General features: G+C 46.5%; 1 protein-coding gene. It reads right to left on the minus strand.

Going from position 1 to position 1,115, the window contains the following annotated elements; genetic code table 11:
* Positions 1–1,083, minus strand: a 1,083-nt coding sequence (locus A3738_RS10520) for an ABC transporter permease (RefSeq protein ID WP_369819794.1), incomplete at its 3' end; no start/stop codon positions are given.
* Between the last annotated feature and the right edge of the window lie 32 nt (positions 1,084–1,115).

Raw genomic sequence — 1,115 nt, forward strand, 5'->3', positions numbered from 1 at the left:
CGTAAACAAAAGGACAGCAATCAATAAGACGTAGTAGAAACGACTAACCGGCCTAAGAAATCCTTCTTCAGGACGCAAAACAGCCATCGGTTTTACGCCAGACAGTGCAAATACTTGCGGAATAGCGCTCCCAAAGAGTGTCAATACGGTGACTAAAACCGCTACCAATACGGCAGACATCGACAAATCAAATTCAACACGTAGTTCAACGTCAGGCAATAGCGGCGCAATGACAGACGATAAACTACCACTAACTAGCTGGCCTAAAACAAGTCCAAGACAAACAACAACAAGTCCAATAAATCCAAGTTTTAGGACGTACACTAATACGACCTCACGCCCGGTAAGACCAAGTGTTTTAAGAATCGCCACACTTCGAATTTGCTGAGAAGAATACTGCCTCGCAGCAAGTGATATGGCCAACGAAGACAACAATGCAGCCAAACACGAAGACAGCAATAAAAACGCCTCTGCTTTTTGAAGCGCCTCGGCAATCGCAGGGCGCGAATCAGCAACACCTTCGTAACGCTGACTATTATCGAGCTGCTCAACAATCCAATCATCGAAAACTCGCAACTGCTCGATATCACCCGCAAAATAGTAGCGATACTTTACCCTACTACCGGGCTGAACAACCTGTGTCGCCGCCAAATCATCGAGACGCATTAATAGCCTAGGCTGTATATCCCCCAGGTTAAAACCGATATCAGGCTCTTGAATCAGAGCAGGCCCAACTAGTAGATCAGCATCCCCCACACCGATGCTATCGCCCAGTTTTACGTTAAGCAGATTATTAAGGCGCGACTGCATTGCTATATTACCTGAGGCGACTTTGCTACCTTGAGGCTGACCAGATAACTGAAGTGAACCTAGCAATGGGTATGCATTGTCAACAGCCTTGACGGATACAAGCTGGCTAGCCGAATCGCTAAAAACCATCGACCGAAACTCTACTGCTAAGCCATGTCGTAAACCTATCTGATTCGCGTATTCAAGAACCACAGGATCTAACTCTCGGGGCGAGACGACTTGCCTATCCGCCGCCAGCAATTCACTTGAAGAACTATTAAGCGCTTCTTTCAAGAAGCTCGTTAATGACAAAAAGCTTACGATCG

Source organism: Oleiphilus sp. HI0066 (genome assembly GCF_001635725.1).